The sequence below is a fragment of the Pseudomonas sp. B111 genome (assembly GCF_026428275.1).
GTDB lineage: Bacteria > Pseudomonadota > Gammaproteobacteria > Pseudomonadales > Pseudomonadaceae > Pseudomonas > Pseudomonas aeruginosa.
In genome coordinates this window covers 1,535,748-1,560,568 of sequence record NZ_CP097857.1, presented here as the reverse complement: position 1 = coordinate 1,560,568, position 24,821 = coordinate 1,535,748, and the positions used below count along the sequence as shown (strand labels likewise).

Below are 24,821 nucleotides of genomic sequence, written 5' to 3'. Positions count from 1 at the left end.
CATCAGGGTTCGACCCGGTCGATCAGGCGTCCGCTTTCCAGACGGATCAGGCGCCGGCAGCGATGCGCCAGACGCTCGTCGTGGGTAACCAGGACCAGGGTGGTACCGCGTTCGCGGTTGAGTTCGAAGAGCAGGTCGCTGATCCGCTCGCCGGTGGCGCTGTCGAGGTTGCCGGTGGGTTCGTCGGCGAACAGCACGTCCGGCTCCGCCGCGAAGGCGCGGGCAATGGCGACCCGCTGCTGCTCGCCGCCGGAGAGCTGGCGCGGATAGTGGCCCAGGCGTTGGCCGAGGCCGACTCGCTCGAGCAGTTCTCTGGCGCGCTGGCGAGCGTCGGCGCGGCCTTCCAGCTCCAGGGGCAGCATCACGTTCTCCAGCGCATCAAGGCTGTCGAGCAACTGGAACGACTGGAACACGAAGCCTACATGGGCCGCGCGGACGCGCGCCCGCTGGTCCTCGTCGAGGTCGCCGAGGGCGTGCCCGGCGAGACGGACCTCGCCGCCGCTGGGCTGGTCGAGCCCGGCGAGCAGGCCGAGCAGGGTCGACTTGCCGGAGCCGGAACTGCCGACGATCGCCAGGCTGTCGCCGCGGGCGAGGTCGAGGGAGAGGTCGTGGAGGATGGTCAACTTGCCTTCCGCGCTACCGACAACCTTGCTAAGGTTCTGCGCGTTGAGAATGCTGGCGCTCATGGAGGTTCCGATGCGTGCATTGCTGTTGAGCGGCTGCCTGGCCCTGGTCCTGCTGACCCAGCAGGCCGCGGCGCAGACGCTGTTGGTCGTGGGCGATAGTATCAGCGCCGCTTTGGGACTGGATACCAGCCAGGGCTGGGTCGCCCTGTTGCAGAAGCGCCTCGCCGACGAAGGTTACGACTACCGGGTGGTGAACGCCTCGATCAGCGGCGACACCTCTGCGGGCGGCCTGGCGCGCCTGCCGGCGCTGCTTGCCGAGGAGAAGCCGGCGCTGGTGGTGATCGAGCTGGGAGGCAACGACGGGCTGCGCGGAATGGCGCCGGCGCAATTGCAACAGAATCTTGCCAGCATGGCGCAAAAGGCCCGGGCGGAAGGGGCGAAGGTGCTGCTGCTGGGTATCCAGTTGCCGCCGAACTACGGCCCGCGCTACATCGAGGCCTTTTCCAAGGTCTACGGCGCGGTTGCGGCGCAGGAAAAGACCGCCCTGGTGCCGTTTTTCCTCGAAGGGGTCGGCGGGGTCCAGGGGATGATGCAGGCGGATGGCATCCATCCGGCGCTCGCCGCCCAGCCGAGGCTCCTGGAAAATGTCTGGCCGACGCTGAAACCGCTGCTTTGAGACTTCCCCGGGAAACCGCTTTCGGCTAAGGTTGCGCACCCCTCAGGAGCCCCCCATGCCGCGTCCCGCCTGGACCCTCTACGCCTATCAACTGATCGAGCCCGACGATCAGCTGGACCTGTTCGCCTGTCGCGAGGTCCGGGTGCATGTGGTGGCGCGTCAGCTGGAGCTGGATACCCCGGCGGACCGCACGCTTTGCGGCAAGCTGCTGCCGGCCCAGCCGCGCTGGCAGCCGCTGGAACGGGCGCGTCTGCGCGACCGGCTGCTGTGTCCCGATTGCCGGAAACAACTGGAGGCGGAAAAGCGCGGGGAGCGCCTGTCCTGGTTGGTCTGAGCCCTCCCGGTGAAACCTGGCGGGGTGTTACACTGTCTTTCCTACTCCTTCATCGCACTCGCCAAGGATTCTCCGGAATGTTGTCGCGCGTACCCGTTGTCTCACTGTCTTTCGCCGCGCTGCTTTCGGCCGGCTCCGCATCGGCCCTGGAACTGCAGCTCCCGCCTCCGGGCGAGGACGTCGTCGGCCAGGTCCAGGTGATCAAGGCCAAGTACGAGGACACTTTCGCCGACCTCGGCGAGCAGTACAACCTGGGCTACAGCGAAATGGTCGCCGCCAACCCCGGCGTCGATCCCTGGTTGCCGGGCGTCGGCACCGAGGTGATCATCCCGACCCGCTTCGTGCTGCCGCCTGGCCCGCGCGAAGGCGTGGTGATCAACCTGGCCGAGTACCGCCTGTACTACTACCCGAAAGGGCAGAACGTGGTGCACACCTATCCGCTGGGCATCGGCCGCGAGGGCTGGGGTTCGCCGATCGCGAACACCCGCATCACCGCCAAGACCAAGGACCCGGCCTGGTATCCGCCGGCCTCGATCCGCGCCGAGCACGCCGCCGATGGCGATCCGCTGCCGACCGTGGTGCCGCCGGGCCCGGACAATCCGCTGGGACCGTACAAGCTGACCCTGGGTGTGCCGGGCTACCTGATCCATGGTTCGAACAAGAAGTTCGGCATCGGCACCCGCACCAGCCATGGCTGCTTCCGCATGTACAACGCCGACGTGACCCACCTGTTCTCGATGATCAGCGTCGGCACCAGCGTGCGTATCATCAACGAGCCCTACAAGTTCGGCGTGAGCAACGGCAAGGTCTACCTGGAGGCACATACGCCGCTGAACGACCATGGCGACCCGTCGGTGGTGGATAAGCACACCGCGGTGATCAATACCCTGCTCAAGCGCGACGACCTGGCCAAGCGTATCCAGTTGAACTGGGACGTGGTCCGCGAAGTGGTGGCCTCGGAGGATGGCGTGCCGGTGGAAATCGCCCAGGAATCGGCGCCGGCGATGACCGCGACGGTGGATAGCGATCCTACCCAGCTTACGCCCTGACGGAGAGCGTCGAGGCAGAGGCCCGCGTACCCGCAAGGGACGCGGGTTTTTTCATGCCCGGCGAAACGCAGGCATAAAAAAACCGGCCCCGAGGGACCGGTTTTCAACAGGTCGTGGGACCTATTACTTGCGGCTGGCTTTTTCCAGCATGCGCAGGGCACGCTCGTTAGCCTCGTCAGCGGTCTGCTGAGCTTTCTGAGCAGCGCCCAGAGCTTCGTCAGCCTTGCGATAGGCTTCGTCAGCGCGAGCCTGAGCACGAGCAGCTGCGTCTTCGGTAGCGGTCAGACGAGCTTCGGTTTCTTTGGAGTGGCTGCTGCAACCGGTGGCCAGAACAGCAGCCAGAGCCAGAGCAGAGAATTTCAGAACGTTGTTCATCGTGTTCCCCTTAAGGTGGACATTTCCATAACAGCAATCTCCCCAGCCGGGGAAATTAGCCGGCTACATACTACCCATTACTTGTAGTAAGTAAACTGACCAAGCGCAAGCCGAGCAACTTTTTTTTTAGTCCCCCCGACTTTAGCAGTAGTTGGAGTGTCGTTTGTTCAAAAAATATCCAGCGTGCGGCGCAAGTAAGCAATTTCCCGGACCTTGGGTAGAGTTGCTGCAAGAGGCGGGGGATGAGGGCTGCCGGGTTGTCGAGAATGTTCCGCCGGAGTGGCTGGCGCTTATCGACTTGGCGGGGAGTGGCAAGTAACAACTAAGTTGCCAGCATGTTGCCGGAAATGCCGTAAGTATTGGTGCGGAAATGAAAAAGGCCCGGCTAACTTGATTAGCCGGGCCTTCTTGCGATCTGGCGGTGAGGGAGGGATTCGAACCCTCGATACGGTTTCCCGTATACACACTTTCCAGGCGTGCTCCTTCAACCACTCGGACACCTCACCAGGTTCTCGACAGCGCCGTGTCTGTCGAGGCGCGCAATTTACTCGAACATTTCCCGCTTGGCAAATATTTTTTTAACTTTTTCATCGGCTTAGGTCGTCGGAGGAAAGTCCGCGGGGTGCCTTGGTAGACTGCCGGGCACGAAGAGGAGAGGCGGATGGCGAGCTGGGACATTTTCTGTAGCGTGGTCGACAACTATGGCGACATCGGCGTCACCTGGCGCCTGGCTCGCCAACTGGCCGCCGAGCACGGTCAGGCGGTGCGCCTGTGGGTGGACGAGCCGCAGGCCTTCGCCCGGATCTGTCCGCGGGCGGACCCGGCGGCGCACGTGCAGAGCCTGGATGGGGTCGAAGTGCGTGCCTGGGGCCGGCCGTGGGCACCGGTGGCGGCCGCCGACGTGGTGATCGAGGCCTTCGCCTGCGAACTGCCGGAGGCGCACCGGCAGGCCATGCGCGAGCGCGAGCGGCCGTCCCTGTGGCTGAACCTGGAGTACCTGAGTGCCGAGGAATGGATCGGCAGTTGCCACGCATTGCCGTCGCTGCAGGCGTGCGGGCTTTCCAAGTACTTCTTCTTTCCCGGGTTCCGCGAGCCCAGTGGCGGCCTGTTGCGCGAGGCCGGCCTGCTGGAACGTCGGCGCCGTTTCCAGGCCTCTGCCTCGGCGCAGGATGAGTTTCTCGCCTCCCTCGGCGTGCGACGGAAGGTTGGCGAGCGACTGATTTCGCTGTTTGCCTACGAAAACCCGGCGCTGCCTGGCTGGCTGGAACAACTGCGCGACGCCCGCCAGCCGAGCCTGCTGCTGGTGCCGGAGGGGCGGGTGCTGGCGGATGTCGCCGATTGGCTGCGGGTGGCTACGCTGGCCGTTGGGGACGTCCACGTGCGCGACGCGTTGCGGGTCCAGGTGCTGCCGTTCATGGCGCAGGACGACTACGATCGCCTGTTGTGGTGCTGCGACCTGAACGCGGTGCGCGGCGAGGACTCCTTCGTTCGCGCGCAGTGGGCGGGACGGCCGCTGCTCTGGCACATCTATAGACAGGAAGAGGAGGCGCACCTGGCGAAGCTCGAGGCATTCCTCGAACTCTATTGCGCCGGCCTGCCCGCCGACCTGGCGGAAAACCTGCGCACCTTCTGGCTGGCGTGGAACGCCGGCGGTGGACTTGCCGGGGCCTGGGAGGGGCTGGAGAGGCAACTGCCCGAGTGGCGTAGGGAAGCGCAGCGCTGGGCCGACGAACAGGGCATGCGTCCGGATCTTGCGGCAAGGCTGGTGCAATTTTACGCAGATTGGCTATGATACGCGGCCTGATTTTTTGTCTTTCATCCATCGGATATTCGTATGAAAACCGCTCAAGAGTTCCGCGCCGGCCAGGTTGCCAACATCAATGGCGCTCCCTGGGTCATCCAGAAGGCCGAGTTCAACAAGTCCGGCCGTAACGCTGCCGTCGTCAAGATGAAGCTGAAGAACCTGCTGACCGGCGCCGGTACCGAGACCGTGTTCAAGGCCGACGACAAGCTGGAGCCGATCATCCTCGATCGCAAGGAAGTGACCTACTCCTACTTCGCCGACCCGCTGTACGTCTTCATGGACAGCGAGTTCAACCAGTACGAGATCGAGAAAGACGATCTGGAAGGCGTGCTGACCTTCATCGAAGACGGCATGACCGACATCTGCGAAGCCGTGTTCTACAACGACAAGGTGATCTCGGTAGAGCTGCCGACTACCATCGTTCGCCAGATCGCCTACACCGAGCCGGCCGTCCGCGGCGACACCTCGGGCAAGGTGATGAAGACCGCGCGCCTGAACAACGGCGCCGAGCTGCAGGTTTCCGCGTTCTGCGAAATCGGCGACTCGATCGAGATCGATACCCGCACCGGCGAGTACAAGTCCCGCGTCAAGGCCTGATCCTTTCGCGCGACGAGAAAAAGCCCGGCATTCGCCGGGCTTTTTCGTTTCCGCTGTCCGCCGCCGCGGCGCGGAGAGTCAGAAGCTTCAAACCGACACGTTCAGGCGTACGTCGATATTGCCGCGGGTAGCGTTGGAGTAGGGGCAGACCTGGTGGGCGGCGGCTACCAGCGCTTCGGCGGCTTCGCGCTCCAGGCCCGGCAGGCTGATGTGCAGTTCGACCTCCAGGCCGAAGCCGCCGGGAATCTGGCCGATGCCGACCTTGCCGGTTATCGAGGCGTCGGCGGGAAGGGTCTGCTTGCGCTGGCCGGCAACGAACTTCAGGGCCCCGATGAAGCAGGCCGAGTAGCCGGCGGCGAACAGTTGTTCCGGGTTGGTGGCCGCGCCGCCCTGGCCGCCCAGTTCGCGCGGAGTGCTGAGTTTTACGTCGAGCACGCCGTCCGAGGATACCGCACGGCCGTCACGGCCTCCGGTGGCGGTTGCGCTTGCGGTGTAGAGAGCCTTGATGGTTTGCATGAGGGTCACCTGTCTAGGTTGTGCGTTAATTTATTGCGCGCTAAGTAAGTGCGTGAAATGAAATTTATCGTCATGTTATTTTGCGCGCAAGATAAATCGTTGGAAGATTTGGCGATAAAAATCAGACAGGTAGGTATAAGCCCCTCAGTCCGGTGCTTGCAGGTTGCCGCGCAGGGCCAGCAGCTCATCCTTGAGGGCGACCAGCTGTGGCAAGTCGAGGCCGGTGCTCTCCAGGATGCAGGCGGGAATGCTCTCGGCCTGTCGCTGCAGGGCGCGGCCCTTGTCGGTCAGGCGCAGCAGGACTACGCGCTCATCTTCGCTGCTGCGAGTGCGGGTAATCAGACCTTCGCCCTCCAGGCGCTTGAGCAGAGGCGTGAGCGATCCCGGGTCGGTAAGCATGCGTGCGCTGATTTCGCCCACGGTCAGGCCGTCGCGTTCCCATAGCACCAGCATGGCGATGTACTGCGGATAGGTGAGGCCGAGCGCTTGCAGCAGGGGCTTGTAGACCTTGGTCATCTGCAGCGAGGTGGAATACAGGGCGAAGCACAACTGGTTGTCCAGCTTGAGCTGCTCGCAAGGGGTGGTGGGCAGTCGGGACATGGCTGTCTTCCAAGTAAGTAGGGCGCTGTGCATGAATTTAGCGTAGTGGCTATTGGCTTTCCAGGTTTCCCGCCGGGTGGTGTCTTCAGCGCTCGCCGAGACGCTGCTGCAGGGCTTGGTCCCAGGGTGGCGGAAAGCCGAAGCGCTCGCGGAGGAAAGCCAGCAGCAGGCGGGTTCGCGAACTGGCTTCGCGTTCCAGGCGCAGGGCATAGATGCAGGTGGGCTCGGCGGCGGGCAAGCCGTCGTCGCAGAACAGCGCCTGCAGTTCGCCGCGCAGCAGGTACTCGCTGCACAACCAGGTTGGCAGGTGGGCGATGCCGAGGCCGGCCAGCGCCGCGTCGACCATCGCTTCGGCGTTATTGGTGGCCAGCCGCGCCCGTTTCGGCCGCAGGTGCTGGAGCTTGCCGTCGTGCTGGAAGCGCCAGGCATAGGGTGGCGACAGGTTGTCCCAATCGATGCCGGCATGCTCCGGCAGTTCGCCGGGGGATGCGGGAACGCCATGTTCGCGCAGGTACTCCGGGCTGGCGCAGACCACCCGCACCATCGGCGCCAGCGAAGTGGCCACCAGGCGGCTGTCGGGCAGCGGGCCGGCGCGCAACACCAGGTCGACCTCGCCGAGATGTTCGCCCTGCAGGTCGATGAAGCTGCCGATCAGGCGCAATTGCACGTCGAGGCCGGGGTTGGCCTTGAGGAAGTCGGCGACCGCCGGGGCCAGGTGGCGGCGGCCGAAGGGCACCGGCGCATCGATACGGATCAGGCCCTGCGGCGCGGTGCTCAGGGACACCGCTTCGGCACGGGCCAGGCGCAGTTCGGTGACGATCCGCCGGGCGCGGTCGGCGAAGGCCAGGCCGGCCGGCGTGGCGCGCACCGTATGGGTGGTGCGCACCAGCAGGGTGCTGCCGACGGCGCGTTCCAGGGCGTCCATCCGGCGCGCCACGGCGGACGGGGTGAGCGGGTGCTTGCGGGCAGCGGCGGAGAAGCTGCCGCCATCGAGGACATCGAGGTAGAGAACGAACTGTTCGCTGAGGGTATCGGGCAACATGCTCATGCCTTTGCGTGATTGGCATAGCCATTGTGCTTTCTTGTGCGTTTCCCATCCAGCCACGCTTGCCTAGCATGGAGGCGTCGAAAGAGGGGCTGACATGCTGGATGTATTTCTCGATTTCCTGCTGGGGATGGTGCTCGGTTGCCTGGGCGGTCTGTTCGGGATAGGCGGCGGCCTGCTGGCGATCCCGGTGCTGGGGGTGATCTTCGGCCTCGACCAGCAATTGGCGCAGGGTACCGCGCTGGTGATGGTGGTACCGAACGTGGTGCTGGCGTTGTGGCGCTACCACCAGCGCAACCGCATCGATCCGCGCCAGGCCGGAGTCCTTGCCCTGACCGGCCTGCTTTGCGCGTTCCTGGCGTCCAGCGTGGCCGCGCGGATCGATGCGGCGCGGATGCGCGAAGCGTTCGTGATCTTCCTCCTGGCGCTGGCCGGCTACATGTTCTGGCGCCTGTTCCGGCGCCCGCCGCAGGGCGGCGCGACGCCGCGCTACGGTTTGCCCTGGATGGGCGTGCTGGGCCTTGGCGCAGGTTCGCTCGGCGGGCTTTTCGGGGTCGGTGGCGGGGTGCTGGCGACACCGGTGCTGACTTCGGTGTTCGGCCTCGCCCAGGTCGTCGCCCAGGGCCTCGCGCTGGCCCTGGCCGCACCGAGCACGGCGGTGGCGCTGGGGACCTACGCCATGCACGGTCATGTCGACTGGCGGATGGGGATCCCCCTGGCGCTGGGCGGCCTGCTGAGCATTTCCTGGGGCGTGAGGCTGGCCCACGCCTTGCCCGAGCGCAGCCTGCGCATGGCCTTCTGTGCCTTCCTCGCGTTGTGCGCGGTGCTCCTGCTGGTGCGCGGTTGAGTCAGAGACGGAAGCCCTCGCCGATGTATTCGGCGAGCTTCTCGGTGACCGGCGACTGGCTGTGCGGGTTGCGCATCAGCATGATGCTGGCCGAGGGCAGGGCGGGCAGGCCCTCGCTCTCGTCGAGGATGCGCAGGTTGCCGGTGAGCAGGCTACGCAGTTGCACGGTCACGGCGAGGCCGGCGCTGACCACCGCGAACAGCGCCGACAGGCTGGGGCTGCTGTAGGCGATGCGGTAGTCCAGTTCCGCCGCCTCCAGGGCGTTGCAGGCCCAGGCCCGGCAAAAGCAGGTGGTGTTGAACATGGCCAGCGGGATCGGCCGCTGGTCGTGGGGGCAGAAGCCCTCGGCGGCCATCCAGACGAAGGGCTCCTGGCGCAGCAACTGGCCGATCTCGGTGCCCGGCTCACGGGTGACGATGGACAGGTCGAGGTCGTTGCGCGCCAGCAGGTTGAGCGAGGTGTCGCAATGCACCTCGACCTGCACCAGCGGATAGGCTTCGGCGAAGCGCGACAGGATCGCCGGGAGGAAGCGCATCACGTAGTCGTCCGGGGTGCCGATGCGCACCGAGCCGACCATGTGCGGGCGGCGCAGGGTGTTGAACACCTCGCCGTGCAGCTTGAGGATCCGCCGGGCATAGCCGAGCAGCACCTGGCCTTCGGCGGTGAGGCGGGTCTGCCTTCCGTCGCGCTCGAACAGCGAGCGCTGCAGGACGTCCTCCTCTAGCCGCTTCATCTGCATGCTGACCGCCGACTGGGTGCGATTCACCGCCTCCGCGGCGCGGGTGAAACCACCGTGCTCGGCGATGGCGACGAAGGTGCGGAGCAATTCCGTATCGATGCCGGGCTGGTAGCTCATTCATCAATCTCCAAGATGCATTGCATAAGAATGATTCGTTGGATTGATCCTATGCCTGGCGGGAGACTGTGCCTATCCCGAACGGAGGGCAAGACGATGAAAGGTCAACAGGATTATTTCGGCAGTCACTGCCACGCTGCATCCCATCCCGCCTCGACCGCTGCGCCGTCGTTGTGGCGTCGCTGGCGGCGCTGGTTGCAGTTGGCCCGCGAGCGCCGGGAACTGCTGAGGATGAGCGACGAAGCGCTGAAGGACCTCGGCCTGAGTCGGGCGGATATCTTCCAAGAGGGCGAGCGGCATTTCTGGGACGACCCGCTGCGTCGGCATTGAGCGAACCGCAGCGGCGCGCCGGGCTGGCGCGGCGGCGGGGGCACGATAGACTCGCAGTCTCCTTCATCGACTGGGGCGCTCCATGAGTCTTTCGCTTTCCCTCGCCGAAGCCCGCCGCCTGGCCCTGGCCGCGCAGGGCTTCGACGGCCGACGGACGCGCCGCAGCGTGCAGCGGCGGCATCTGCGCGAAATGCTCGCGCGCCTCGGCCTGCTACAGATCGATTCGGTGAATGCGCTGGTGCGCTCGCACTACCTGCCGCTGTTTTCCCGCCTCGGTCCCTACTCCATGACGCTGCTCGACGAGGCAGCCTGGAGTGTCGGCCGTCACCGCCAGTTGTTCGAATACTGGGGGCACGAGGCCTCGCTGCTGCCGCTGGAACACTACCCGCTGATGCGCTGGCGGATGCGCCAGGCCGCCGACGGCCAGGGCATCTACCAGCAACTAGCACGTTTCGGCCGGGAACAGCAGCCACTGATCCGCCAGGTGTTGCAGGCGGTGCGCGAGCAAGGCGCGCTGGGTGCCGGCAGCCTGAGCACGCGGCAGGAGCGGGCCGGTCCCTGGTGGGACTGGAGCGCGGAAAAGCATGCGCTGGAATGGCTGTTCGCCGCCGGTGAGCTGACGGTGGCCGGACGGCGCGGCTTCGAGCGGCTCTATGACCTGCCGGAGCGAGTGTTTCCCGCGGAATTGCTGGCGCGTCCCGAGCTTTCGGAGGCACAGGCCCAGCGCGAGCTGTTGCGGATGGCGGCGAGCGCCCTGGGCGTGGCCACCGAAAAGGACCTGCGCGACTACTATCGGCTGAGCCCGGCGCAGAGCCGCGCGCGCCTCGCCGAACTGGTGGAGGCTGGCGAGCTGCTGCCGGTCCGGGTCGAGGGCTGGAGCCAGCCGGCCTACTGCCCCGGCGAACCGCAGGTGCCGAGGCGGCTGGGCGCCAGTGCCTTGCTCTCGCCCTTCGACTCGTTGGTCTGGGAGCGGGCGCGGGCCGAGCGCCTGTTCGATTTCCGCTATCGCCTGGAGATCTACACGCCGAAGGAAAAACGCGTGTACGGCTACTACGTGCTGCCATTCCTGTACAACGGCCGTCTGGTCGGCCGCGTCGACCTCCGCGCCGAGCGGGCGCGGGAGCGCCTGGCGGTGCATGCGCTGCATGCCGAGGCGAACGGCATGGACGATGCCGCCCTGCACGAGCTGGCCGAGCAGCTGCGCAGCATGGCCGCCTGGCTGGGCCTGGCGACGGTGGCGATCGAGGGGCGCGGGGAGTTGGCGGTGCGCTTGCGCGGGGTGCTGCTCTAGCGAACGCTCCCGCCGGGCGGCGGGAGCGGCCGCGGCGCGCTCAGCGGCGTACCTGCTTCAGGGTCTCGGCGATCAGGAAGGCCAGTTCCAGCGACTGGTCGGCGTTCAGCCGCGGGTCGCAGTGGGTGTGGTAGCGGTCGCTGAGGCCGTCTTCGGTGATCGGTCGCGAACCGCCGATGCATTCGGTGACGTTCTGCCCGGTCATCTCGATGTGGATGCCGCCGGCGTAGCTGCCTTCGGCCTGGTGCACCTCGAAGAACTGGCGGACTTCGGCGAGCACGCGGGCGAAGTCGCGGGTCTTGTAGCCGCTGGAGGCCTTGATGGTATTGCCGTGCATCGGATCGGAACTCCACAGCACCTGGCGGCCCTCGCGCTGGATGGCCTGGATCAGGCGCGGCAGGTGGTCGCCGACCTTGTCGGCACCCATCCGTACGATCAGGTTGAGGCGGCCCGGATCGTTGTCCGGGTTGAGAATATCGATCAGGCGGATCAGCTCCTCGCTGGCCATGCTCGGCCCGACCTTGACCCCGATCGGATTGCCCACGCCGCGCAGCATCTCGACATGAGCGCCGTCGAGCTGGCGGGTGCGGTCGCCGATCCAGAGCATGTGCGCCGAGCAGTCGTACCACTCGCCGGTCAGGCTGTCGCGGCGGGTCAGGGCTTCCTCGTAGTTCAGCAGGAGCGCTTCGTGGGCGGTGAAGAAGCTGGTTTCGCGGAGCTGCGGCGCGCTGTCCAGGCCGCAGGCGCGCATGAAGGCGAGGGTCTCGTCGATGCGGTCGGCGAGTTGCTGGTAGCGCTCGGCCAGCGCCGAGTTGGCGATGAAATCGAGGTTCCAGCGGTGCACCTGGTGCAGGTCGGCGAAGCCGCCCTGGGCGAAGGCGCGCAACAGGTTGAGGCTGGCGGTGGACTGGTGGTAGGCCTGCAACAGGCGCTCCGGGTCCGGCACGCGGCTCTTCTCGTCGAAGCCGATGCCGTTGACGATGTCGCCGCGATAGGCGGGCAGGGTCACGCCGTTCTGCGTTTCGTCGCCGGAGGAGCGCGGCTTGGCGAACTGGCCGGCCATGCGCCCAACCTTCACTACCGGGCAGCCGGCGGCGAAGGTCATTACCACCGCCATCTGCAACAGTACCTTGAAGGTATCGCGGATCTTCGCCGCGGAAAATTCGGCGAAGCTTTCCGCGCAATCCCCGCCCTGGAGCAAGAAGGCGCGTCCGGCGGTGACTTCGGCGAACTGCCGGCGCAGCTCGCGAGCCTCGCCGGCGAAGACCAGCGGCGGGTATCCGGCGAGGGTCTGCTCGACCCTGGCCAGGTGCGCGGCATCGGGGTACTCGGGTTGTTGCTGGATCGGCTTGGCCCTCCAGCTCTCGGGGCTCCAGGACTGGCTCATCTACGACTCTTGGCAATGCTCGGGAAAGCGGATTGCGGCATGGTAGAGCAGCTCGCCGCAGCGCCGCCAGCGATCGTTGCAATAGCGGAAATCCATCGTCGGGCCGGCTTTGCTATGCTGCGGTGCTTTTGCCGGAGCGCCTGGCGATAGCCGGCGAAGCGGCGGGGGGAGGTGAGTGGTGAGCGAAGAACGTCTGCTGGTCGAGGAGCGCGACGAATACGGGGTCATCCGGGTCATCGAGTCCGGCGACTATCGCTTCCTCGAGTTCGGCGACGGTGTCGAACAGAGCTGCGTGTTCATGCCCGATCCGGCCTGGCTGGAATACGACTACACCCGCGCCATGCTGCTCGGCGGGCTCTGCCATTCGCAACCGCGTCGCGCGTTGTTCCTCGGTTTCGGCGCCGGCAGCCTGACCCAGGCCTGCCTGAGCCACCTGCCGCTGGAGGAGGCCGAGGCCATCGAGCTGCGCCCGGCGATTCCGCGCCTGGCCCGCGAGCATCTGGGGCTGCGCGACGACCCGCGCCTGCGATTGCGCATCGGCGACGCACTGGAGAGCCTGGGCGAATGCGCGGAGGCCGACCTGATCTTCCTCGACCTCTATACCGATACCGGCCCGTCGGCCGCGCACCTGGCCTGGAATTTTCTCGGCGCCTGCCAGGAGCGCCTCGCCGAGGATGGCTGGCTGGTGATCAACCAGTGGAGCGGCACCGATGGCAAGCCGCTGGGCGCGCCGCTGCTGCGCGGGCGCTATCACCATCATTACTGGGAGTGTCCGGTGGCCGAGGGCAACGTGGTGATGCTGGTGCCGGCGAACCTGGCCCTCGAACTCGACCAGGAAGCCCTGCGGACGCGTGCCGCGGCGCTGGAGCCGCAACTCGGCTATTCGTTGCAGGGCTATATCGACAGCCTGCGCCCGGCCCAGTAGCCAGGGCGCGCGGACAAGGGCCCGGCCTAGCGTCCTTCGAAGCGTCCCGGGCGGCGTTCCTGGAGCGCGCGCAGGCCTTCCCTGGCGTCCTCGCTGTCGAGCAGGCGCCTGGCGGCTTCCGGCAACGCAGCGGCGGCGACCGCTTCGCCTTCCAGCAGGGCCTGGCGCGCCGAGCCGAGGGTGGCGCGCACGCCCAGCGGCGCCTGGGCCGCGACCCGTTCGGCGAGGGCGATGGCGTGGTCGAGGAGGTCTTCCGGGGCGGTGACTTCCTGCACCAGGCCGAGACGATAGGCTTCGTGGGCGTCGAATTCGTCGCCGGTGAGCAGCCAGCGCATGGCGTTGCCCCAGCCGGCGACCTGGTGCATGCGCAGTGTCGCGCCACCGAACGGGAGGATTCCGCGCTGCACTTCGAGCTGGGCGAAGCGCGCGTTGCTGGCGCAGAGGTTGATGTCGGCCGCCAGCATCAGTTCGATGCCGATGGTGTAGCAGTAGCCTTGCACGGCCACCACCAGCGGCTTGCTTGGACGCCGGCCGCCGAAGGTGCCCCAGGGATCGACGGCGCCTTCGGGGAGTTTCCAGCCCTGGCGGAAGGTCTCGCCGACATTGGCCAGGTCCAGCCCGGCGGTGAAATGCTCGCCGTGGGCGAAGAGCAGGGCACAGCGCAACTTGTCGTCGGCCTCGTATTCGCCGAGCGCGGCGACCAGGTCGTCGAGCATCGGCAGGTCGAAGGCGTTGCGCTTGGCCACGCGGTCGAGGCCGAGCAGCAGCAGGTGGCCGCGCCGTTCGCGGCTGATGCGTCCTGGGAGGGTGTCGTTCATGCGGCGGTTTCCTGGCGGGGGGCGGGCAACGACGGTATAGACGTCTGGAATCGGGATGTCCATTGTCAGTCTCTCCGATGACGCATGTCGGAAAAAACGCACACAAACGTCAAAATTCCGGTATGATGCGCGCCGGTCAAAACTGACCCCGTTCAGGACCTGCATTTTTCGGAGCGCTGTGCTCTGGCTGTGTATCCGCTCTGCGGATTTCCTTTACGTAATCTTCTAATTCAAAAGCAATCTCGCAAATCCCCGCCCCAGCTGCCTGGGTGGCCGTTTCGGCCGTACAGGGCATGAGCAGCCATGGGTCATGGGTCTTTGCGGATGTATACGAGGCAAACCCATGACTCAGGAAACCGTCGGCTTCGCCGCGCTCGGTATTCACCCCAATGTGCTCGCGGCAATCGTCGCCGTAGGCTACGAAGAGCCTTCGCCTATCCAGGCTCAATCGATTCCGCTGATCCTCGAAGGCCACGACATGATCGGCCAGGCGCAGACCGGTACCGGCAAGACCGCCGCGTTCGCCCTGCCGCTGCTGTCGCGCATCGACCCGAGCCGTCGCGAGCCGCAGATGCTGGTGCTGGTGCCGACCCGCGAGCTGGCCCTGCAGGTCGCCACCGCCTGCGAAACCTATTCCAAGCAATTGCCGGGCGTCGGCGTGGTCGCCGTCTACGGCGGCGCGCCCATGGGGCCGCAGCTGAAGGCCCTGCGCCAGGGCGCACAGATCCTCGTCGCTACCCCCGGCCGCCTGTGCGACCACCTGCGCCGCGACGAGAAGCTGCTGGCCACCGTCCAGCGCCTGGTGCTCGACGAAGCCGACGAGATGCTCAAGCTCGGCTTCATGGACGACCTGGAAGTGATCTTCGAGGCGCTTCCCGAATCGCGCCAGACCGTGCTCTTCTCGGCGACCCTGCCGGCGTCCATCCGTGGCATCGCCGAGCGCCACCTGAAGCAGCCCAAGCACGTCAAGATCGCCGCCAAGACCCAGACCGTGGCGCGCATCGAGCAGGTCCATCTGATGGTCCATGCCGACCAGAAGGCCGGTTCGATCCAGCGCCTGCTGGAAGTCGAGCAGTTCGACGCGCTGATCGCCTTCGTCCGCACCAAGCAGGCCACCCTCGACTACGCCGAATTGCTCGAGCGCCAGGGCTACCGCGCCGCCGCGCTCAACGGCGACATGCCGCAGGCCCAGCGCGAGCGGGTCATCGAGTCGCTGAAGGACGGTTCGCTGGACATCGTCATCGCCACCGACGTTGCTGCCCGGGGCCTGGACGTACCGCGCATCACCCACGTGCTGAACATCGATATGCCCTACGACCCCGAGTCCTACGTGCACCGCATCGGCCGTACCGGCCGTGCCGGTCGGGAAGGGCGCGCGCTGTTGCTGGTGACTCCGCGCGAGCGGCGCATGCTGCAGGTGATCGAGCGGGTCACCGGGCAGAAGGTCGGCGAAGTCCGCCTGCCGGATGCCGAGACCGTACTGGAGGCCCGCCTGGCGCGCCTGGCCGCGAGCCTGACGCCCTTGCTCGACAGCGCCGTCGAGCAGCGCGGCGCGGTGCGCGACGAGCTGTGCCGTCGCCTCGGCTGCGATGCCGAGACCCTGGCCGCCGCACTGCTGGCGCGCCTGACCGCCGGCAAGGCGCTGGACCTGGAGTCGGTGCGCCGCGAACAGCCGCTGACCCCATCGGCACCGCGCGAGCGTGCCGACCGTGGCGAACGCGGCGAGCGTCCGGAGCGCAGCGGCGAGCGTCGTCCGATGGCGCCGCCGAGCGAAGGCCGTGCCCGCTGCCGCACCGCCCTCGGCGCGCGCGACGGGGTCGCAGCGAAGAACCTGCTGGGCGCGATCCTCAACGAGGGCGGCCTGTCCCGCGAGGACATCGGTCGCATCCAGATTCGCGATACCTTCAGCCTGATCGAACTGCCCGAGGCCAACCTCGAGCGCCTGCTGACCAAGCTCAAGGACACCCGCGTCGCCGGCAAGGCCCTGCGCCTGCGCCGCTATCGCGAGGACTGAGGTCCAGCGCGATGAACAAAAGCCCCGCTTCGGCGGGGCTTTTTCATGGGCTTGATGTTTGCTGGCCAGGCTGTTTTTCGCGCCTGCCCCGGCTTCTCGTTTCGTCACCCCGGACGAGCCCCTCTGGCAAGCGTCTAAAGGAAACAAAAGACTCGCCCAGCCGCCAGGGCAGGCACCACGTCGTGCATGCCAGACCTGCACATACCGAAGCCCTGATCCGCCGCCTATCCATGACATCGCGGATAACGCCTATGGCGTTATTCGCGCTACAGGACTATATCGCTCGCGATTTCCTGGCTGCCAGCCGAGTCCACCCAGCTTGCGGCGGGAAGCCAATGCTCTCCGCCAGTCCCACGAGAAGTTCTGTCAATCGAAGCGATAGATATCCATCCCCAACGAGCCCAGGGTAAAGCCGCTGTGCTCGACGCGCATCCCGCCGCCGCCCGCGCCGCGGGCGAAGAACAGCGGCAGCAGGTGCTCGTCGCTGGGGTGGTTGCGCGCCGCCCAGGGCGCCTGCCGGCGGTAGTCGTGAAGCGCGGCCTCGTCGTCGGCCTGGAGCTTTTCCACCATCCAGTCACGGAACTCCCGCGCCCAGGGCGCGATGGCTTCCGGTCCGGCGTGCCAGTCCAGTTCGCCCAGGTTGTGGGTGATGCTGCCGGAACCGATCAGCAGCACGCCTTCCCCGCGCAGTTGGCGCAGGGCCTGGCCGACGCGGCTCTGCAGGGCCGGGCCGAGGCGGCTCGGCAGGGACAGCTGGAGCACCGGGATGTCCGCCTGCGGGTACATCAGGCTCAGCGGCACCCAGGTGCCGTGGTCGAACGGTCGCTGGGGGTCGGCCTGGGCCGGCAGGCCGGCGGCCTGGAGCAGTTCGATCGTCCGCTGCGCCAGCGCCGGCGCGCCCTTGGCCGGGTAGCGCACGGCGTAGAGGGGCGGCGGAAAGCCGTAGAAGTCGTGCCAGATATCCGGCGCCGCGGCGCCGGTTACCCGCAGGTCGTCGCTTTCCCAGTGCGCGGAAACCACCAGGATCGCCTTCGGCCGCGGCAGCTCTGTAGCCAGGCGGCGCAGTTGTACGCCGCTGGCGCCCGGTTCGAGGGCGAGCATCGGTGAGCCGTGGGAAATATAGAGAGTCGGTAGCATGATTCACCTCATGACTCGGATGAGCCATGTTCCTCCCTCGATCAATCGAAAACCAGTATATGTTTTTGAGGATACCTATCGATCCAGGCGTTAGGTCGCGGTCTCGCGCGCTACGCCGGTTGGGCTTTCCGCCCAGTAGCGCCGATCGTCGAGGATCGCCCGGTCACGCTCGAACGCCAGGGGCAGGCGTTCCCTGAGGAAGTCCACCCAGGTGCGGATCTTGGCGTCCAGGTAGCGCCGCGAGGAGTACAGCACGAACACCTCGCGGACGTGCAGTCGATGGCCCGGCAGTAGTCGCAACAGGCTGCCCTCCTGCAGCGCGCGGGCGGCGACGAAGCCGGGCAGCAGGCAGACGCCGAGCCCGGCCGCGGCGGCGGCGCAGGCGGCCTCGGGAAGGTTGACCTTGAGCGCCTCGTCGAGATCGAGCAGCGTTTCGCCGCGTTCGCCGACGAAGGCCCAGCCCTGCGGGCAGGACGGCGCGGCCACGTTCAGGCAGCGATGCCGCAGCAGGTCCTCCGGCGTGCGCGGCACGCCATGCCGTGCCAGGTATTCCGGCGCGGCACAGACCACGCTGAACACCTGGCCGAGATCGCGGGCGACCAGGGTCGAGTCCGGCAAGGTTCGGCCGAGGGTGATCAGCACGTCCAGGCCTTCCTCGAGCAGGGCCGGGGTGCCCTGGGCCAGCGTGAGGTCGACGGAGACGTCCGGGTGGCCGTCCAGGTAGTCCACCAGTAGCGGCATCAGGTGCTCGAGGCCCAGTTCGGTCACCGCGTGGAGGCGCAGGCGACCACTGGCGTGGGACTGGCTGTCTTCGACGTCCGCGGCGGCGGCGGCGACCGTACGCAGGATCTGCTTGCAATGCTCGTAGTAGCGCAGACCGCTTTCCGTCACCACGACGCTGCGCGTATTGCGTTGCAGCAGGCGCGCCGAGAGCGCCTGTTCGAGCCCGGCGACCTGGCGCGAAACGGTCGCCGGAGAGGTGCCCAGCGCCTGGGCGGCCTGGGTGAAGCTGCCGTGCTCCACCACGCGGACGAAGGTCCGGATACCGTGCAGCAGGTCCATTTCCAACTCCTTCGCCGGTCCGCGCCCGGCGTCGTTTCAGCCCGACGCCGGGTCGGACGTTGGGCTCCAGCCGCCGCCCAGCGCCTTGTAGAGGTTGACCAGGGTCAGAGACACCGCTTCGTCGCTGGCGACCTGCTGTTCCTGGTTGTCCAGCAGTTGCCGCTGGCTGTCGAGCACGCTGAGGAAGTCCACCGCGCCGGCGCGGTATTGCTCGCGGGCGCTCTGCAGGGCGCGGCGGTTCTGCGCCACGGCTTCGCCGAGGCGCTCCTGGCGGCGCTGGTTGGCGGCGTAGTCGTGCATCGCGTCGTCGACTTCCTGCCAGGCACGCAGCACGGTGCGCTGGTAGTCGATGGCGGCTTCCTGCTGCTGTGCCTCGCGTAGCTCCAGGCGTCCGCGCAGGCGTCCGCCTTCGAAGATCGGCAGGCTGAACGCCGGGCCGATGGCGAACTGGCGATGGTCCCAGTCGCCCAGGCTGGACAGTTGCAGGGATTCGAAACCGAAGTTGCCGTTGAGCGTGATGCGCGGATAGAAGTCCGCCTTGGCCACGCCGATGCTGGCGGTAGCGGCGTGCAGGCGCGCTTCGGCACGACGGATGTCGGGGCGGCGCTGGGCCAGTTCGGACGGCAGGCCGACCGGCACGCTGCCCGGCGGACGCGGAATCTCCCGCGCCGGGCCGAGTTCGGCGAGCAGGCTGCCGGGGCTGGCTCCGACCAGGTAGCCAAGGGCGTTGACCAGGTGCGCCTGGTTCTTTTCCACCTCGGGCAGGCGTGCCTCCATGCTGGCCACCTGGGCCAGCGCCTGGGCTACCTCGAGGTCGGTGGCGACGCCGTTGGCCAGGCGCGTGCGGGTGAGTTCCAGGCTGCGCCGTGCGGTCTCGAGGTTGTCACGGATGATCGCCGCACGGCTCTGTTCGCCGCGCAACTGGATATAGTCGCGCGCGGCTTCCGCCAGCACCGAGACCTGCACGTCGCGCAGTTCGTTCTCGCTGGCTTCCACCGTCGCGTCGGCGGCTTCCAGCTCGCGTCGCACGCGGCCCCAGAAGTCCAGCTCCCAAGAGGCGTCGAAGCCGGCCAGGGCGTGGTTGTAGTTGCCTTTGCCGGCCTTGCCGGAAGGATCGAACAGGCCGGCGCTGGTGGTCCGCTGGCGCTGGTAGTTGCCGCTGGCGTCCACCGAGGGCAGGGCGTCACCGCCGAGGCTGCGACGGATCGCGCGGCTCTGCTGCAGGCGCGCCGCGGCGCTGCGCAGGTCGAGGTTGGCACGCTGGACCCGTTGCAGCAGGGCGTTCAATTGCGCGTCGTCGAACAGCGTCCACCATTGTGCTGCGAGTGGCGCGGCGGCGAGGTGGCTGGGGTTGCCGGCAGCGGCCTGGAGCGACCAGTCGCCGGGCGCAGGGCGGTCCGGGCGGGTGAAGTCGGGGCCGAGGCTGCAGGCGCCGAGCGCAAGGCTGGCAATAAGCAGGAGCGGAGTGCCTTTCATTGCTGGGCGACCTCGGCGGAGTGGGTGCCGGTCGCGGTGTCGATCCGCGCTTCCACCGACATGCCTACGCGCAATTTGCCCGCCATGGCCTGGCGCGGTTCGAGAACGATCTTCACCGGGATCCGCTGGACCACCTTGGTGAAGTTGCCGGTGGCGTTGTCCGGGGCGATCGGCGCGAAGCTCAGGCCGGTGGCCGGGGCGATGCTGTCGACATGGCCGCGCAGAACCTCGCCGGGGAAGGTATCGACGCGGATCTCCACGGCCTGTCCGGGAGAGACGTGGGTCAGTTGGGTTTCCTGGAAATTGCCGACCACGTAGGCCTGCTGCAGGGGCACCACCGCCAGCAGCGCGCTGCCCGGCGTGACATAGGCGCCGACGCGCAGTTGGCGGCGGCCGACCTGGCCGTCGAAGGGCGCGCGGAGTTCGCAGTAGGAGAGGTCCAGGCGGGCCTGGTCGCGTCGCGCCTGCATGCGTTGCAGGTCGCCACGGGCCTGGCCGACGCGGGCTTCGAGGACGCTCACCTGCTTGCGCGTGGCATCCACCGCGGCCTGGCCCTCGGCCAGCCGGGCGCTGGCTGTATCGATCCGCGATTGCGCCTGCTGGGCGTTCTGCAGGCTGCCGGCGCCCTTGCTGGCGAGGGTCTGGTAGCGGCTTTGCTCGTGACGGGCGAAGACCAGCTCGGCCTGCTCGGCGCGGACCTTGGCCCGCGCCTGTTCGATCAGCGCCTGCTGGCGTTGCAGGTTGGCCTCGGCATTGGCCAGGTTGGCCTCGGCACCGAGCACGTCGGCTTCGGCGGCGGCCAGGGCGGTGCGGAAGTCGCGGTCGTCGAGGCGGGCGAGCAACTGGCCGGCCTTGACCGGCTGGTTGTCCTCGACCAGAACGTCCTGGACGAAGCCGGCGACTTTCGGCGCGACCAGGGTGAAATCGGCGTGCACATAGGCGTCGTCGGTGCTCTGCACGACCCGTGGGGCGAGCAGGTGGAACAGCAGGTAGACCAGTAGGATCAGGACCAGCAGGGCGGCGAGCAGCAGGCTGCCCTTGCGCGAAGTGATGAACGACATACAGCGACCTTTCAGTGTGTGGGAGCGACCGGGCGGGGCGGGTAGGCCCGTTGCGGCAGGATCGGAATCAGGATCAGCAGGGCGCAGGCCAGGCCGGCCATCGCCAGCAGCACATCGGCGTTGCCCAGCACCTGGGCCTGTTGGCGGGCCTGTTCGGCCAGGTGCTGCCAGTGCGCGCCGGAGTCGGCGCCCGGTTGCAGGCCGGCGATCTGTTGCAGGCGCAGTTCGACGGCCTGGGACGCATTGCCCAGGTGATCCACCAGGCGGTTGGAGTGGTAGTGCTCGCGGGCGGTGCCGAGGGCGCCGATCACCGCGGTGGCGACTACCCCGGAGAAGCCGCGGACGGTGTTGAACCAGGCCGAGGCGAAGGGCCCCTCGATGGGCGCGATGACGCTGGTGGAGAGCATCAGCAGCGGAATCACCGCCATCGGCTGGCCGACCACCAGTAGTAGCATCGGCAGGTAGAAGTCCTCGCGCACCCAGTCCGCCGTCAGTTGGCTGAAGCTCAGGCAGGCACCGGCGCACAGGCACAGGCCGCAGGCCAGCACCCAGCGGCAGTCGACCCGCGGGATGTTGCAGAGGGCCGCCACCAGCGGCAGCGCGACGAGCTGCGGAAGAGCCACCAGCAACACCATGGGTACGCTCTGCAGGGGACGGTAGCCGCGGATTTCGGCGAGGAATTCGGTCGGCACGCCCATGCTCGCGCCGAGCACCACCAGCACGCCGGCCAGGGTGATCAGGGCGAAGGTCAGGTTGCGCCGCTTCAGCAACTGCAGGCGGAAGAACGGCAGCGGGTGGCTCCATTCGTTGACCAGGAACAGCCCCAGCAGGAGGCTGCCGCTGCCCAGCAGCAGGCAGATCAGCGGCGACTCGAACCAGTCCAGGCGTTCGCCTTGCAGCAGACCGATCACCAGGGCGCAGATCGCCGGGAAACCGGTGAGCAGGCCGATGCCGTCGAACTGGCGGAAGCGTTCCAGGCGCACCGGGTCCTGGGGCAGGCCATGGGACACTGCGGCCATCGCCACCAGGCACAGCGGAATGACCTGCCAGAACACCCACTGCCAGCCGACGTATTCGAACCAGAACGCCGCCAGTGGCAGGCCCAGGTTGGGCCCGAAGGTCGCGGTGAGGGCATAGGCGCCCAGGCCGTAGAGTTTTATCCCCGGCGGCAGGAAGCGTAGCGCCACGGTCATCAGCATCGGCGGCAGGCAGCCGGCCATCAACCCTTGCAGGGTGCGCAGGACCAGCAGGCTCTCGAGGTTCGGCGCGAACGGACAGAGCAGGGCCAGCAGGGCGAAGCCGCCGATGGCGAAGAGCGTGAAGCGGCGCAGGGAAAATGTCACCGAACACCAGGGCGCGAATGCCATGGCGGCGACCTGGGTGGCTTCGTAGAGCACGGTCAGCCAGGTGCCTTCGTCATGGCCGATGGCGAGTGCGCCGCGCACATCGGTCATGGCGATCTCGGTGACATGACCATTGAGACCGGCGGTGAGCGAGGCGAGCAGCACGCCGAGCAGGCCGACCACGATGCGCGCGCCGAAAGGCTGGGCGGCGGGGGCTGCGGTTGGCGTCGGCTGGCCGAGCGGGGTGGCGAGCGAAGTCATCGCGACCTCGCTACGGCGAGGGTGGGGAAACAAGGCATGGGCGGAAACTCTTCTGATTTCCGCCGCAGTCTAGGGGCGTCCAGATAGTGTGAAAATTGAAATGATCGAAATGAATCAGTGCGTTTTACGCATCTATATCAGTTGGAGCCCAGCAGCGGATGGGGATCGTTCTGCACTTCCTCGCAAAGCCGCTTGACCGTTTGCCGGAACCAGCGGTGCGCGGGATCGTTGTCGAAGCGTGGATGCCAGGCCTGGACCACCATCACGGTCTTCAATGGCACCGGGATGTCGAACTGGCGCAGGCTCAGGCCCAGTCGGTTGGCCCGCCACAGGGAGTGCTCGGCGATCGGCAGCAGCAGGTCGGAACCGGGCAGGGCGAAGATCGCCGAGTGGAAGGTTGCGCAGACCAGCTTGACCTGGCGGGTCACCCCCAGCTCTCCCAGGGCTTGGTCCAGCGGGCCGTGGTGGAGTCCGCGGCGCGAGACGCTGATGTGGGGGAAGGCGGCGAAGCGCTGTGGGGTGATGTCGCCGTCGAAGATCGGATGCCCCTGGCGGGCCAGGCCGACGAAGCGGGTGGTGAGCAGTTGCTGGGTCTTGACCTCGGGCTCCATCCAGGACGAGGCGCCGATGTAGAGGTCGATGCGGTTCTGCCGCAGGGCTTCGTCGTCTATGTCCGATTCCGGGGCGAAGCGCAGGGTACAGCGTGGCGCTTCCTTGCTGAAGATTTCCAGTATGCGGGTGGCCAGACCGCCGACCAGGGTGTTGTTGGAACGCAGGGTGAAGCAGCGCTCCAGCTTGTCCAGTTGGATGGTCTCGCGGGTGTTGAACAGGTCGCGGGCCTGATCCACCAGTTGTCGGACCTGCTCCTGCAGTTCCAGGGCGCGGGGCGTGGGCACCAGCTTGCGGCCGGCGCGGACCATGATCGGATCGCCTACCGCCTCGCGGATCCGTGACAGGGTACGGCTCATCGCCGGTGGGCTGAGGTGCATGCGGCGCGCGGCTCCGACCACGCTGCCCTCTTCGAGAAGAACGTTGAGGGCGACCAGGAGATTCATATCGGGAAGATGCATGGAGTGGAAGTATAAGCACCCTTGAGTGCGCAAGGTGCAGTCTTTTGCTCTCCCAGGCGTGCGTTCGCTGCATTGCTGGATTGCGTCCGCGATGCCTTTACGCGCGCCGGTGGCTACCGAAGAATGCCGGTGTACGCCCTGTCCGAGGATTTGCCGATGTTCCATACACTCCTGGTCGCCATCGACGGCGGCCCGCAGACCCGTCGCATTGCCGAGCTGGCGCGGCAGGCCGCCGCGCCGGGCGCGCGGGTCCACCTGCTGTGCGCGGTGGACGCCGGCTATGCGTTGCCGGGCCGGCCGACGCTGCTCGACTATCCGCCCGCCGCGCACGAGTGCGAAGAGGCCCGGCAGGTGCTCGACGAGGCCCGTGCGCTGCTAGCCGGGTGCGAGCTGGAGGTACGGGCCGAGCTACGCGCCGGCGACCCGGTGCAGGTGATCCTGGGCGAGGCGCGGCGCCTGGGCTGTGAGCTGATCGTCATCGGCCATCGGCACTTGGGACGGCTGGAGCGCCTGCTCGATCCTTCGGTCGGCGACCGGGTGATCCGCGAGGCGCCGTGTCCGGTGCTGGTGGAAGTGCGCGAGGAAGATGCGCAGGGGAGTTGACCTGCCGGCCGATTGTCGCCACCTTGCGGGTTTTTCCACGAATGCGGAGGGCAGGATGCAGGCGGATTTTTGGCACGCCCGCTGGGCGAACAACCAGATCGGCTTCCATCTGGACGAGATCAATCCCTACCTGATGCGCCACCTGTCGCGGCTGCGATTGCAAGCGGGCGAACGGATCCTGGTGCCGTTGTGCGGCAAGACCCTGGACCTGGCCTGGCTGGCCGCCCAGAGACTGGAGGTGCTGGGGGTGGAGCTTTCGGAAAAGGCCGTGAGCGACTTCTTCGAGGAGCACGACCTGCGCCCCGAGATCGATCAACTGGGTGGTTTCCGCCGCTACCGGGTCGCCGGCATCACCCTGCTGCAGGGTGATTTCTTCGCCTTGCAGGCAGAGCACCTGGCGCAGTGCAGGGCGTTCTACGACCGCGCCGCGCTGATCGCCCTGCCGCCGGAGATGCGCGAGCGCTATGCCGGGCATCTCCAGGCGGTCCTGCCGACGCGCAGCCTCGGCTTGCTGGTCACCATCGACTACCCGCAGGCGGAGATGGCCGGTCCGCCGTTCGCCGTGCCCGACGAGGAGGTGCGTGGCTACTACGCTGGCGGTTGGCGGATCGAGGAACTGGAGCGCGGCGACGTGCTCGGCGTCAACTGGAAATTCCTCGAGCGCGGGGTGTCCTGGCTGAACGAGGCCGTCTACCTGCTGGAGAGAGGCTGAAACGGG

Annotated in this window: 26 protein-coding genes and 1 tRNA gene; 12 read left to right on the top strand and 15 right to left on the bottom strand. The window is 67.1% G+C overall.

From position 1 onward, the window contains the following. Nucleotides 1-2: 2 nt before the first annotated feature. Complete coding sequence (locus tag M6E97_RS07480; protein WP_003090949.1) at nucleotides 3-686, bottom strand: ABC transporter ATP-binding protein; 684 nt, start codon at nucleotides 684-686, stop codon at nucleotides 3-5. 10 nt (nucleotides 687-696) lie between these two features. Here M6E97_RS07480 and tesA point away from each other — a divergent pair, with 10 nt between their 5' ends. The 3 genes from tesA to M6E97_RS07465 all read left to right on the top strand — a co-directional run bounded on the left by tesA (nucleotide 697) and on the right by M6E97_RS07465 (nucleotide 2,685). Continuing rightward, on the top strand, nucleotides 697-1,302 hold the full coding sequence (gene tesA / locus M6E97_RS07475) for an esterase TesA (protein ID WP_003119867.1): 606 nt from the start codon (nucleotides 697-699) through the stop codon (nucleotides 1,300-1,302). Nucleotides 1,303-1,357: 55 nt separating this feature from the next. Beyond that, on the top strand, nucleotides 1,358-1,636 hold the full coding sequence (locus M6E97_RS07470; protein ID WP_003090947.1) for a hypothetical protein: 279 nt from the start codon (nucleotides 1,358-1,360) through the stop codon (nucleotides 1,634-1,636). 77 nt (nucleotides 1,637-1,713) lie between these two features. Then, complete coding sequence (locus tag M6E97_RS07465; protein ID WP_003090946.1) at nucleotides 1,714-2,685, top strand: L,D-transpeptidase family protein; 972 nt, start codon at nucleotides 1,714-1,716, stop codon at nucleotides 2,683-2,685. Between the two features lie 123 nt (nucleotides 2,686-2,808). On the opposite strand, the gene oprI is transcribed toward M6E97_RS07465, so the two are convergent. Together oprI and M6E97_RS07455 are read right to left on the bottom strand one after the other, a co-directional pair. Next, nucleotides 2,809-3,060: an outer membrane lipoprotei OprI gene (oprI, locus tag M6E97_RS07460; protein ID WP_003090944.1), complete on the bottom strand. Its 252-nt coding sequence runs from the start codon at nucleotides 3,058-3,060 to the stop codon at nucleotides 2,809-2,811. A 416-nt stretch (nucleotides 3,061-3,476) separates the two neighbouring features. Next, nucleotides 3,477-3,566 (bottom strand) — tRNA-Ser (locus M6E97_RS07455). Between the two features lie 155 nt (nucleotides 3,567-3,721). On the opposite strand from M6E97_RS07455, the gene earP reads away from it, so the two are divergent. Together earP and efp are read left to right on the top strand one after the other, a co-directional pair. Continuing rightward, complete coding sequence (earP, locus tag M6E97_RS07450; protein ID WP_022580569.1) at nucleotides 3,722-4,852, top strand: elongation factor P maturation arginine rhamnosyltransferase EarP; 1,131 nt, start codon at nucleotides 3,722-3,724, stop codon at nucleotides 4,850-4,852. A 42-nt stretch (nucleotides 4,853-4,894) separates the two neighbouring features. After that, on the top strand, nucleotides 4,895-5,461 hold the full coding sequence (efp, locus tag M6E97_RS07445) for an elongation factor P (protein WP_003090942.1): 567 nt from the start codon (nucleotides 4,895-4,897) through the stop codon (nucleotides 5,459-5,461). A gap of 87 nt (nucleotides 5,462-5,548) precedes the next feature. Here the strand turns inward: efp and ohrR (M6E97_RS07440) are convergent, their stop codons facing one another. From ohrR (M6E97_RS07440) to M6E97_RS07430, 3 genes are all read right to left on the bottom strand, one after another. Continuing rightward, nucleotides 5,549-5,977, bottom strand: coding sequence for an organic hydroperoxide resistance protein OhrR (ohrR, locus tag M6E97_RS07440; protein ID WP_003090941.1), 429 nt, complete (start codon nucleotides 5,975-5,977; stop codon nucleotides 5,549-5,551). A gap of 144 nt (nucleotides 5,978-6,121) precedes the next feature. Beyond that, nucleotides 6,122-6,577 (bottom strand): hydroperoxide stress response transcriptional regulator OhrR, encoded by a 456-nt coding sequence (gene ohrR, locus M6E97_RS07435; protein WP_003090940.1) that lies wholly within the window; start codon nucleotides 6,575-6,577, stop codon nucleotides 6,122-6,124. A gap of 85 nt (nucleotides 6,578-6,662) precedes the next feature. After that, nucleotides 6,663-7,619, bottom strand: a complete 957-nt coding sequence (locus tag M6E97_RS07430; protein WP_003090939.1) for a LysR family transcriptional regulator — start codon at nucleotides 7,617-7,619, stop codon at nucleotides 6,663-6,665. Nucleotides 7,620-7,719: 100 nt separating this feature from the next. Here M6E97_RS07430 and M6E97_RS07425 point away from each other — a divergent pair, with 100 nt between their 5' ends. Beyond that, the gene (locus M6E97_RS07425; protein WP_003110990.1) at nucleotides 7,720-8,469 is read left to right on the top strand and encodes a sulfite exporter TauE/SafE family protein; all 750 of its coding nucleotides are present in this window, start codon (nucleotides 7,720-7,722) and stop codon (nucleotides 8,467-8,469) included. A gap of 1 nt (nucleotide 8,470) precedes the next feature. On the opposite strand, the gene M6E97_RS07420 is transcribed toward M6E97_RS07425, so the two are convergent. Then, the gene (locus tag M6E97_RS07420) at nucleotides 8,471-9,325 is read right to left on the bottom strand and encodes a LysR substrate-binding domain-containing protein (RefSeq protein ID WP_003090936.1); all 855 of its coding nucleotides are present in this window, start codon (nucleotides 9,323-9,325) and stop codon (nucleotides 8,471-8,473) included. 96 nt (nucleotides 9,326-9,421) lie between these two features. Here M6E97_RS07420 and M6E97_RS07415 point away from each other — a divergent pair, with 96 nt between their 5' ends. Further along, nucleotides 9,422-9,655 (top strand): DUF1127 domain-containing protein, encoded by a 234-nt coding sequence (locus tag M6E97_RS07415; RefSeq protein ID WP_003090935.1) that lies wholly within the window; start codon nucleotides 9,422-9,424, stop codon nucleotides 9,653-9,655. 82 nt (nucleotides 9,656-9,737) lie between these two features. After that, nucleotides 9,738-10,946, top strand: coding sequence for a winged helix-turn-helix domain-containing protein (locus tag M6E97_RS07410; RefSeq protein WP_003110986.1), 1,209 nt, complete (start codon nucleotides 9,738-9,740; stop codon nucleotides 10,944-10,946). A 40-nt stretch (nucleotides 10,947-10,986) separates the two neighbouring features. Here the strand turns inward: M6E97_RS07410 and M6E97_RS07405 are convergent, their stop codons facing one another. Then, nucleotides 10,987-12,333, bottom strand: coding sequence for a class II 3-deoxy-7-phosphoheptulonate synthase (locus tag M6E97_RS07405; protein WP_019485734.1), 1,347 nt, complete (start codon nucleotides 12,331-12,333; stop codon nucleotides 10,987-10,989). A 175-nt stretch (nucleotides 12,334-12,508) separates the two neighbouring features. Between M6E97_RS07405 and M6E97_RS07400 the strand changes: the two genes are divergently transcribed. Further along, a complete protein-coding gene (locus M6E97_RS07400; protein ID WP_003130813.1) occupies nucleotides 12,509-13,258 on the top strand; it encodes a spermidine synthase in 750 nt (249 codons plus the stop codon). 26 nt (nucleotides 13,259-13,284) lie between these two features. On the opposite strand, the gene M6E97_RS07395 is transcribed toward M6E97_RS07400, so the two are convergent. Continuing rightward, a complete protein-coding gene (locus M6E97_RS07395; RefSeq protein ID WP_034005348.1) occupies nucleotides 13,285-14,076 on the bottom strand; it encodes a crotonase/enoyl-CoA hydratase family protein in 792 nt (263 codons plus the stop codon). Nucleotides 14,077-14,386: 310 nt separating this feature from the next. Between M6E97_RS07395 and M6E97_RS07390 the strand changes: the two genes are divergently transcribed. Then, nucleotides 14,387-16,090, top strand: coding sequence for a DEAD/DEAH box helicase (locus M6E97_RS07390; protein ID WP_003119873.1), 1,704 nt, complete (start codon nucleotides 14,387-14,389; stop codon nucleotides 16,088-16,090). 366 nt (nucleotides 16,091-16,456) lie between these two features. On the opposite strand, the gene M6E97_RS07385 is transcribed toward M6E97_RS07390, so the two are convergent. The 6 genes from M6E97_RS07385 to M6E97_RS07360 form a co-directional block, all read right to left on the bottom strand. Then, nucleotides 16,457-17,227, bottom strand: a complete 771-nt coding sequence (locus M6E97_RS07385) for a DODA-type extradiol aromatic ring-opening family dioxygenase (protein ID WP_003109673.1) — start codon at nucleotides 17,225-17,227, stop codon at nucleotides 16,457-16,459. 90 nt (nucleotides 17,228-17,317) lie between these two features. Next, nucleotides 17,318-18,289 carry a LysR family transcriptional regulator gene (locus M6E97_RS07380; RefSeq protein ID WP_003130817.1) on the bottom strand — a complete coding sequence of 324 codons (972 nt, stop codon included), beginning with the start codon at nucleotides 18,287-18,289 and terminating at the stop codon, nucleotides 17,318-17,320. Between the two features lie 36 nt (nucleotides 18,290-18,325). Then, nucleotides 18,326-19,765: an efflux transporter outer membrane subunit gene (locus M6E97_RS07375; RefSeq protein ID WP_003090923.1), complete on the bottom strand. Its 1,440-nt coding sequence runs from the start codon at nucleotides 19,763-19,765 to the stop codon at nucleotides 18,326-18,328. Further along, nucleotides 19,762-20,826, bottom strand: a complete 1,065-nt coding sequence (locus M6E97_RS07370) for an HlyD family secretion protein (RefSeq protein WP_021264961.1) — start codon at nucleotides 20,824-20,826, stop codon at nucleotides 19,762-19,764. Before M6E97_RS07370 ends, M6E97_RS07375 begins: the two co-directional genes overlap by 4 nt. Before the next feature lie 11 nt (nucleotides 20,827-20,837). Then, nucleotides 20,838-22,430 carry an MFS transporter gene (locus tag M6E97_RS07365; RefSeq protein WP_023106275.1) on the bottom strand — a complete coding sequence of 531 codons (1,593 nt, stop codon included), beginning with the start codon at nucleotides 22,428-22,430 and terminating at the stop codon, nucleotides 20,838-20,840. 137 nt (nucleotides 22,431-22,567) lie between these two features. Next, entirely contained in the window at nucleotides 22,568-23,500 is a 933-nt protein-coding gene (locus M6E97_RS07360; protein ID WP_034005350.1) for a LysR family transcriptional regulator, read from the bottom strand. Between the two features lie 156 nt (nucleotides 23,501-23,656). Here M6E97_RS07360 and M6E97_RS07355 point away from each other — a divergent pair, with 156 nt between their 5' ends. Together M6E97_RS07355 and M6E97_RS07350 are read left to right on the top strand one after the other, a co-directional pair. Continuing rightward, nucleotides 23,657-24,103: a universal stress protein gene (locus M6E97_RS07355; protein WP_003138749.1), complete on the top strand. Its 447-nt coding sequence runs from the start codon at nucleotides 23,657-23,659 to the stop codon at nucleotides 24,101-24,103. Nucleotides 24,104-24,158: 55 nt separating this feature from the next. Beyond that, entirely contained in the window at nucleotides 24,159-24,815 is a 657-nt protein-coding gene (locus M6E97_RS07350) for a thiopurine S-methyltransferase (protein WP_034005351.1), read from the top strand. The last annotated feature ends 6 nt before the right edge of the window (nucleotides 24,816-24,821 follow it).